Annotated in this window: 7 protein-coding genes; 3 read left to right on the top strand and 4 right to left on the bottom strand. The window is 67.1% G+C overall.

Going from position 1 to position 7,661, the window contains the following annotated elements; genetic code table 11:
* The first annotated feature begins 108 nt into the window (after positions 1–108).
* Complete coding sequence (locus BJG92_RS03390; RefSeq protein WP_232082613.1) at positions 109–321, top strand: hypothetical protein; 213 nt, start codon at positions 109–111, stop codon at positions 319–321.
* Positions 322–416: 95 nt separating this feature from the next.
* Here BJG92_RS03390 and tyrS read toward each other — a convergent pair whose 3' ends face one another.
* The 4 genes from tyrS to BJG92_RS03370 form a co-directional block, all read right to left on the bottom strand.
* Positions 417–1,733: a tyrosine--tRNA ligase gene (gene tyrS, locus BJG92_RS03385; RefSeq protein ID WP_232082612.1), complete on the bottom strand. Its 1,317-nt coding sequence runs from the start codon at positions 1,731–1,733 to the stop codon at positions 417–419.
* Positions 1,734–1,788: 55 nt separating this feature from the next.
* Positions 1,789–4,017, bottom strand: a complete 2,229-nt coding sequence (locus BJG92_RS03380; protein ID WP_232082611.1) for an AAA family ATPase — start codon at positions 4,015–4,017, stop codon at positions 1,789–1,791.
* Positions 4,018–4,123: 106 nt separating this feature from the next.
* On the bottom strand, positions 4,124–4,681 hold the full coding sequence (locus tag BJG92_RS03375; protein ID WP_232082610.1) for an adenine phosphoribosyltransferase: 558 nt from the start codon (positions 4,679–4,681) through the stop codon (positions 4,124–4,126).
* 62 nt (positions 4,682–4,743) lie between these two features.
* Positions 4,744–5,442 (bottom strand): DNA-3-methyladenine glycosylase, encoded by a 699-nt coding sequence (locus tag BJG92_RS03370; RefSeq protein ID WP_232082609.1) that lies wholly within the window; start codon positions 5,440–5,442, stop codon positions 4,744–4,746.
* 142 nt (positions 5,443–5,584) lie between these two features.
* Here BJG92_RS03370 and BJG92_RS03365 point away from each other — a divergent pair, with 142 nt between their 5' ends.
* Positions 5,585–7,135: an AlkA N-terminal domain-containing protein gene (locus BJG92_RS03365; RefSeq protein ID WP_232082608.1), complete on the top strand. Its 1,551-nt coding sequence runs from the start codon at positions 5,585–5,587 to the stop codon at positions 7,133–7,135.
* On the top strand, positions 7,132–7,644 hold the full coding sequence (locus tag BJG92_RS03360; RefSeq protein WP_232082607.1) for a methylated-DNA--[protein]-cysteine S-methyltransferase: 513 nt from the start codon (positions 7,132–7,134) through the stop codon (positions 7,642–7,644). Before BJG92_RS03365 ends, BJG92_RS03360 begins: the two co-directional genes overlap by 4 nt.
* Positions 7,645–7,661: the final 17 nt, after the last annotated feature.

Here is a 7,661-nt window from a genome sequence, read left to right as displayed (position 1 = left end):
GGCAAAACAACCAATCCAATACAATAAATTGGTATCAACAAACTTGGCACACTATTGAGTTCTCAAACAACAGACACATTCGAATACTTGTCGAAACAATTCAAGTCAATGAATTCTTTTGTTTCGCTTTCCTTCGCTGCGATGTTTACATCTTATTTCATTCATATTCACTTTGCAAATCCGGGATATTCCCTCGAAATTCACTTCGTGCTACGAATCCGCCCACCAAAATTTGAAGCAATTTTCCATGTCCGCGTAAATGCAGTTGAAAACGCTTCTCTATTTAGTGGGGGTCGTTCGCCACTCATCGGTGGCGACTGAGAAGACACTACACGCTCCTTCCCGGCCGTGCAAATCAGCCTGGAAGGACGGGAAGGAGCGGTCAACCGCTGTCACGGGACGCGTAGCGCCACTGGCTAGGACGCCGAGACGTCCACTGTCGCCAGATTTTTCTTGCCCCGGCGCAGGAGCAGGTACCGTCCGTGCAGCAGCTGGCTTGACCCAATGACCGCCTCGGGATCAGCGACCTTGGTGTTGTTCACGTAGGCCCCGCCCTCCCCTACCGTGCGCCGGGCCGCGGACTTGCTCTCCGAGAGCCCTGTGGCGACCAGCAGGTCGATGATGCCGAGCGCGCCGGCGTCGACAGACGCGGTCGGCAGTTCAGAGGTGGCCGCCCTGAGCGTGGCCTCGTCCAGGACCGTGAGGTCGCCGTTGCCGAACAGCGCAGCCGACGCGGCAATGACCTTCTCCGTCGCGCCCACGCCGTGGACGAGCGATGTCACCTCGTACGCGAGTTTCCGCTGGCCCTCCCGGGCGAACGGCCGCTCGGCCACGGAGACTTCCAGGGCTTCGATCTCTGCCCGGCCCAGGAATGTGAAGATCTTGAGGCGGGCTGCGACGTCGCTGTCTGCGGTGTTGAGCCAGAACTGGTAGAAGGCGTACGGGCTGCACATCTCCGGATCCAGCCAGATGGCGTTGCCCTCGCTCTTGCCGAACTTGGTGCCGTCAGCGTTGGTGATAAGCGGCGTGCCCAGCGCGTGGACGTGCTTGCCCTCGACCTTGCGGATGAGATCGGTCCCGCTGGTGAGATTGCCCCACTGGTCGGAGCCGCCGGTCTGCAGGACGCAACCGTAGTCGCGGAACAGCTGGAGGTAGTCCATGCCCTGCAGGATCTGGTAGCTGAACTCCGTGTAGCTGATGCCCTCGTCGGAATTGAGCCGGTTGGCAACAATGTCCTTCTTGATCATTGTGCCGACGCGGAAGTGCTTGCCGATCCCGCGCAGGAAGTCGATGGCGCTCAGCGGCGCCGTCCAGTCCAGGTTGTTCACCATCCGTGCGGCGTTGTCCCCCTCGAAGCTGAGGAAGCGCTGTACCTGGGCCTGGAGCTTGCCGACCCATTCCGCCACCGTCTCGGGGGTGTTCAGCACGCGTTCGGCGCTCTGCCGGGGGTCCCCAATCAGGCCGGTGGAGCCGCCGACCAGTCCCAGGGGCAAGTGGCCGGCCAGCTGGATACGGCGCATCAGCAGCAACTGGACCAGGTTGCCCAGGTGCAGGCTCGGCGCCGTCGGGTCGAAGCCGCAGTAGTACGTCGCGGGATCACCGGCGAGAAGCTTTTCGAGCTCCGCCTCATCCGTGGAGACGTGGACAAGGCCGCGCCATTTCAGCTCCTGCCAGATATTGGCGAAGCCGGGGTCATTGTGCTGGGAACGGAGATCATCATTTAGCGGGGACACGGAATCTAAGGTAGCAGGATCGGGGCATCCGGAGCGCGTGTGGCCGCCGGGCAGCCTAGTCTTCGATGCCTGCCGGGACGGGGGCGGCGGCGATGAGCCGCAGCCGCTGGGTGGCCCGGGTCATGGCCACGTAGAGGTCGCCGACGCGGCCGTGCTCGTGGTTGAGCATGGCGGAGGGCTCCAGCACCACGACGCCGTCGAACTCCAGTCCCTTGGCCTCACGGGGACTGATGACGACGATGTCCTGCACATAGCTGCCGGCGCCCGTTCCGACGCGGCGGCCGTAGACGGCGCGCAGCGCGGCAGTGGCTTCCGGAAGGAGGGCGCCGTCGGCAATGACGGCCAGCAGGCCGCCGTCCAGGGCTCCGAGCTCCTGCGGAAGGACCTCAACCAGTTTGCTGACGATCCGGCCGGGCTCGACGCGGTCGATGATCGGGGACCAGCGGCCTTCCCGGACCGCCTTCGGGGCCGAAACGACGAGGCCGGCCGCCGTGGCCATCCGGGCGGCCGCTTCGGCAATCTGCGACGGCGTGCGGTAGTTGACCGTGAGTTCCTCGAGCTGCCAGCGGTCCCCAAACATCGGGGCCAGGGCGCCCTGCCAGGAATTGGCGCCAGCAACGGAGCTCGTCTGGGCGATGTCGCCCACGATGGTAAAGGATTTCAGCGGGCAACGGCGGACCAGGAGGCGCCACTGCATCGGCGAGAGTTCCTGCGCCTCGTCCACCACGATGTGCCCGAAGGCCCAGCTGCGGTCGGTCGTGGCACGCTCCGCGGCGGTCAGCCTGGCCTCGCGTTCCTGGTTCTGGTCCACAAGTTCCTCCGCGGAGATGAGGACATCCACACCTGCGGTTTCCATGTTGACCAGGGTCTGCTTGGCGTTGGCGATATCACGGGCCCGGTCGTTCTCCTGCTGTGCCAGTCCCCTGCCGGCGGCCGGGTCGAGCTCGCCGAGCAGTTCGGCGGCCTCGTCCAGGAGCGGGACGTCCGCTTCGGTCCAGGGAGCATCCGCGGGCCGGAGCAGCAGTGCGCGCTCCGCCGGGCTGAGGTTCGGCGTGCAGGCTTCCAGGACGGCCGGCTTGCTCAGGAGCTCCCCCACGAGCTTTTCCGGAGTCATCGGCATCCAGCACAAGTTGAGGGCGATGCGGACGTCGCGGGCCGAGCGGACGTCCTCGGCCAGGTAGGAGCGGTCGGCGTTGTTGCCGATGCTGCCCGCCTCCACCAGTTCCGTCATTTGTTCGGTCAGTTCGCGGAGCAGGATCTTGACGAAGGAAACCCGGGCCTCGTTGTGCGGCTTGCCCGTGGCGCGTGCCTTATCCCGGGCCCGGCGGACCTGCCGCGGAGTCAGGACGAGCTTGCGTCCGTCGACTTCAAGGATCCGGTTTTCGGCGGGGATCCGCTGGCGGTTGCCCACGGCGTTGGCCACGACGTCCACCATGTCCAGCCGCCCCTTGATCGCGGCGACGTCGGACTCCGGCTCGGGGACGGCGTTGATGCCCGGCATCAGGCGCCCCACGCTGGCCATCACAACGCCGGTCTCGCCGAGCGAAGGCAACACGCGTTCGATGTACTTCATGAACGACGACGACGGTCCCACGAGCAGCACCCCGGCGGTCTTGAGGCGGTCCCGGTGGGTGTAGAGCAGGTAGGCGGCGCGGTGGAGCGCGACGGCGGTTTTGCCGGTGCCCGGTCCGCCCTGAACCACGAGGGCTCCGGAGATGGAGGAGCGGATGATCCGGTCCTGCTCGGACTGGATGGTTCCGACGATGTCGGACATCCGGCCGGTCCGCTTGGAATTCAGCGCTGCCAGCAACGCGCCTTCGCCCTGGAGCGAATCGACGTCGGCGAGCATGTCGGCGTCCAGAACGTCATCCTCGATGGCCTTGACCTCGCGGCCCTGCAGGATCAGGTGGCGGCGGCGCCGGACGCCCTGCCGGTCGAACGCGGTGGCCTGGTAGAAGTGGCCGGCTTCGGGAGCGCGCCAGTCCAGCATGAGGCGCTGGAGGTCCTCGGTGGTCAGGCCGATACGGCCGATGTACTGGGCCTCCCCGCTGTCAAGGTCAAGCCGGCCGAACACGAGGCGGTCATCGACGGCGTCGAGCTGGGCGAGGCGGTCCTCGTACATCGCCGCAAAGGCGTCACGCTCCGAGACGTTCTGCATGGTGCCCACCGCGCCGGCACGGCGCACCTGGGCCAGCTGGGCGCGCTTTTCCGCCCGCAACTCATCGAGCCGGGCGTAGAGTCCGGCCACATAATCGCGTTCATGGACCAAATCAGCGTCGTGCATCGAACGTTCCCCTATCGAAAAAGACAGACCCACCATTCTACAACCAATTCGGCAAACGCGCCGTGAACTTCTCAGGAAGTGTACCGGGACAGCCGGAATGCTCCGGTTACACGCGCAGCAGGGAGCTGACCTGGTGTCCGCCCAGGGCACTGCGCCCCTGCAGCTCATCAAGTTCCAGGACGACGCCCACGCCGGCAACCTGGACGCCGCACCGCTCAAAGAGCCGGACCGCCGCGCCGAGCGTGCCGCCGGTGGCGAGCACGTCGTCAAGGATCAGTACCCGGCTTCCCGCCGCCAGGTCCGTGGTGTGCAACTCCAAGGTGGCCGTCCCGTATTCCAGGGAATAATCCTCGGAGACCACTTCACGCGGGAGCTTGCCGGCCTTGCGGACGGTAATCACCCCGGTGCCGGTGGAGTACGCCGCGGCGGCTGCGAGCAGGAACCCGCGGGCCTCCACGCCGGCGACGGCGTCGAACTGGCCCTTGAACGGTGCCACCAGCGCATCGACGACGGCCTTCAGGGCGGCCCCGTCGGCGAAGACCGGCGTCAAATCCTTGAAGCTGATCCCGGGTTGGGGATAGTCCGGGATGGTGGCGCACAGGCTGTTGATCAGCTCGTCCACCGTCGCAGTGCTGTTGATCTGGTCCTTAGCGCGTTGATTCACCCGTCTACCTTACGGGCTGCCGTGCGGACGCTGGCTCCATGGGCACGCCGACGTCCCTGGAATCACCCCGTGCGCAGCTTCGCCGCCTTGTAGCGGGAAACCGTGGGATCGCCGCTGAGCCAGAAACGCCAGGGGTAGTCGTGCGTGCCGCCTGCTCCGGAGACGCCGACCCTGGGCCCTGAACTGATCCCGGACGCCGGGGCGGGCGGCAGTTCCAGGCGGAACGGGGTGCCGAGGGCGTCCCGGCCGCTGTCCGCCGTCGTCAGTCCGAGCGCTGTGGCAAGCCTCGCCGGTCCGCTGGCCAGGTCCCTGGGGGATTTCGACGTCGGACGCCGGGCACGGGCAAGGTCCTCTCCCGCAACAATCTCGCCGGCACGCAGCAGCAAGGCGGACGCCACTCCCTCCGGACCGCAGACGATGTTGGCGCAGTGATGCATGCCGTAGGTGAAGTAGACGTAAAGATGGCCGGCCGGCCCGAACATAGGGGCGTTGCGGGCCGTGGCGCCCCGGAAGGTGTGAGAGCCGGGATCGGGGTGCAGGGAGTCGCGCGGGCCGAGGTAGGCTTCCACCTCCGTGATCCGGACGGACACGGGACCGTCCGGCCCGTCGTGCGTCAGTACAGCGCCCAGCACCAGCGCCGCCACATGCCGGGGGTCCCCGGAGAGCACTTCCCGCAGGCTGCCGGCGGACAGTGCGGCGGACAGCGCGGTGGTGGAGCGAAGACCTGCGCGGACTTCACCGTCTGCATGGCTGGAACTCATCTTCCGACTTTAACAAACCCTTTAACAAATCCTCGTTAACAAACCCCCGTTAACAAACCCTGACTTGCACTCCCTCCAGAGGGTCTACGGCCGTGTCCGATTTCCGCTAGCAGCAGCCACGGGAAGCTGGCAGGATGGACGAATGGACTTCTGGCAGCGCTACCGGGCAATCGACGCCCGGGACACCCGTTTCGACGGGCAGTTCTTCACCGCTGTCCGCACAACGGGCATCTACTGCCGGCCCTCCTGCCCGGCCAGGACCCCCAAGTCGGAAAATGTCACGTTCTACGAAACCTCCGCCGCCGCGCACGACGCCGGCTACCGGGCCTGCAAGCGGTGCCTGCCCGAGGCGGTCCCCGGCACGCCGGCGTGGAACCTCCGCTCTGACATCGCAGGCCGGGCCATGCGGCTGATCAACGACGGTGTCATTGACCGCGACGGCGTGGAAGGGCTCGCCGCCCGCCTGGGCTACTCCTCCCGGCAGCTCAACCGGATCCTGAGCCATGAACTCGGCGCCGGTCCCCTCTCACTGGCCCGGGCCAGCCGCGCCCAGACCGCCCGCACCCTGCTCGTGTCCACCCAGATGAAGGTTGCCGACATTGCGTTCGCTGCCGGCTTCAGCAGCGTCCGCCAGTTCAACGGGACTATCGGCGAAGTGTTCGCCATGACCCCCTCGGCGCTGCGGGCCACCGCCCGGCACCACCGGCCGCCGGGACTGACAGCGGTGTCCTCGACGGCGGTATCCTCGACGGCCCTGACACTGAACCTGCCGTACCGGGATCCGTTCGATCCCAGCGTGTTCGCTTTCCTCGCGGTCCGCGCCATCCCTGGGATCGAAGACGGATCGCCCACCTTCTACGCCCGGACCTTGCGGCTTGCCCATGGCGATGCCCGCTTCCGGGTGGAGTTCGACGCCGGGGCAAGGGGACGTCCGCTGGTGCTGACGATCGGCGCCGTCGACCTCCGGGACCTTGCCTCCCTGCTTAGCCGGGTCCGCCGGCTGCTGGACCTGGACGCGGACCCGGTCGCCATTGACGGCGCGCTGGGGGCCGATCCGCGGCTCGCCGACAGCGTGGCACGCGTCCCTGGCATGCGGATGCCAGGCGCCGTCGACCCGCAGGAGCTCCTGATCCGCGCCATGATCGGGCAGCAGATCACCGTGGCAGCCGCCCGGACCGCGCTCGTCCGGCTCGCCGAGTCCGGGAGCGGAAGCCTTGTCCCGGCCGAAGGCCTGCACCGGCTATTCCCCACCGCGGGCCAGATCGCGGAAACGGGTTTCGAACTGCTGCGGGGCCCGGCGCGGCGCATCGACTCCATCCGGGCGGCCGCCGCGGCCATGGCCTCCGGTGAGCTCGATTTCGGCTATGGCGAGGACCTGCGCGGGCTCGAGGCGAAGCTTCTTCCGCTGGCCGGCATCGGTCCCTGGACCGTGGGGTACGTTGCGATGCGCGTGATCGGGGCCCCGGATGTTTTCCTGGCCAACGACGCCGCCGTGCGGAACGGTATCCGCTCACTCGCCGGCGTTTCCGGCGGCCGTGACCTCAGTCCTGATTTCCGCGAGCTCAGCCCGTGGCGGTCCTACGCCACCATGCACCTGTGGCGCTCGGCCGCGGCAGCACAGGCCGCCGCGCGGACGGAAACACCGTCCGCCGCCCGCGCACAGAACCGTCTCCTCGAGAAAGTGACCCCATGAAAGCCCAGCTGTTAACCATGTCCACCCCGGATGGCCCGTTCACCATCATTGCGCGGGACGGGGCCGTGCTGGCCTCGGGCTGGACGGCCGTTCCCGGTGAGCTGACCGGGCAGATCCACGCGGACCTGCTGCCCACGGAGTATGAACCCGTCACGGATCTGGGTGCCATCTCGGCGGCCGTGGGGGATTTCTACGCGGGCAACCCGGCCGCGGCCAGGGAGGTTCCGGTCCTGCAGAAGTCCGGCCCGTTCCGCGGACACGCCTGGGAGGTGCTCCGGAGCGTGGAACCGGGCCACCCGGTGACGTACACCGACTATGCCGAGCTGTCCGGCAATGTGAAGGCCGTCCGGGCAGCGGCCAGCGCTTGTGCCTTCAACGCGGCGGCGCTGTTCGTGCCCTGCCACCGCGTCATCCGCACCGACGGCAGCCTCGGCGGCTTCCGCTGGGGTTTGGCCATCAAGGAGAGCCTGCTGGAGCGGGAGCGGCACCTGGCGCGCGCCCTGAAATAGGCACGGAACGCTGGCCC

This window comes from Arthrobacter sp. SO5 (assembly GCF_020532805.1).
Classification (GTDB): Bacteria; Actinomycetota; Actinomycetes; order Actinomycetales; family Micrococcaceae; genus Arthrobacter.
The sequence above is the reverse complement of the archived record's forward strand: the minus strand, read 5'-3'. Positions and strand labels throughout refer to the sequence as shown.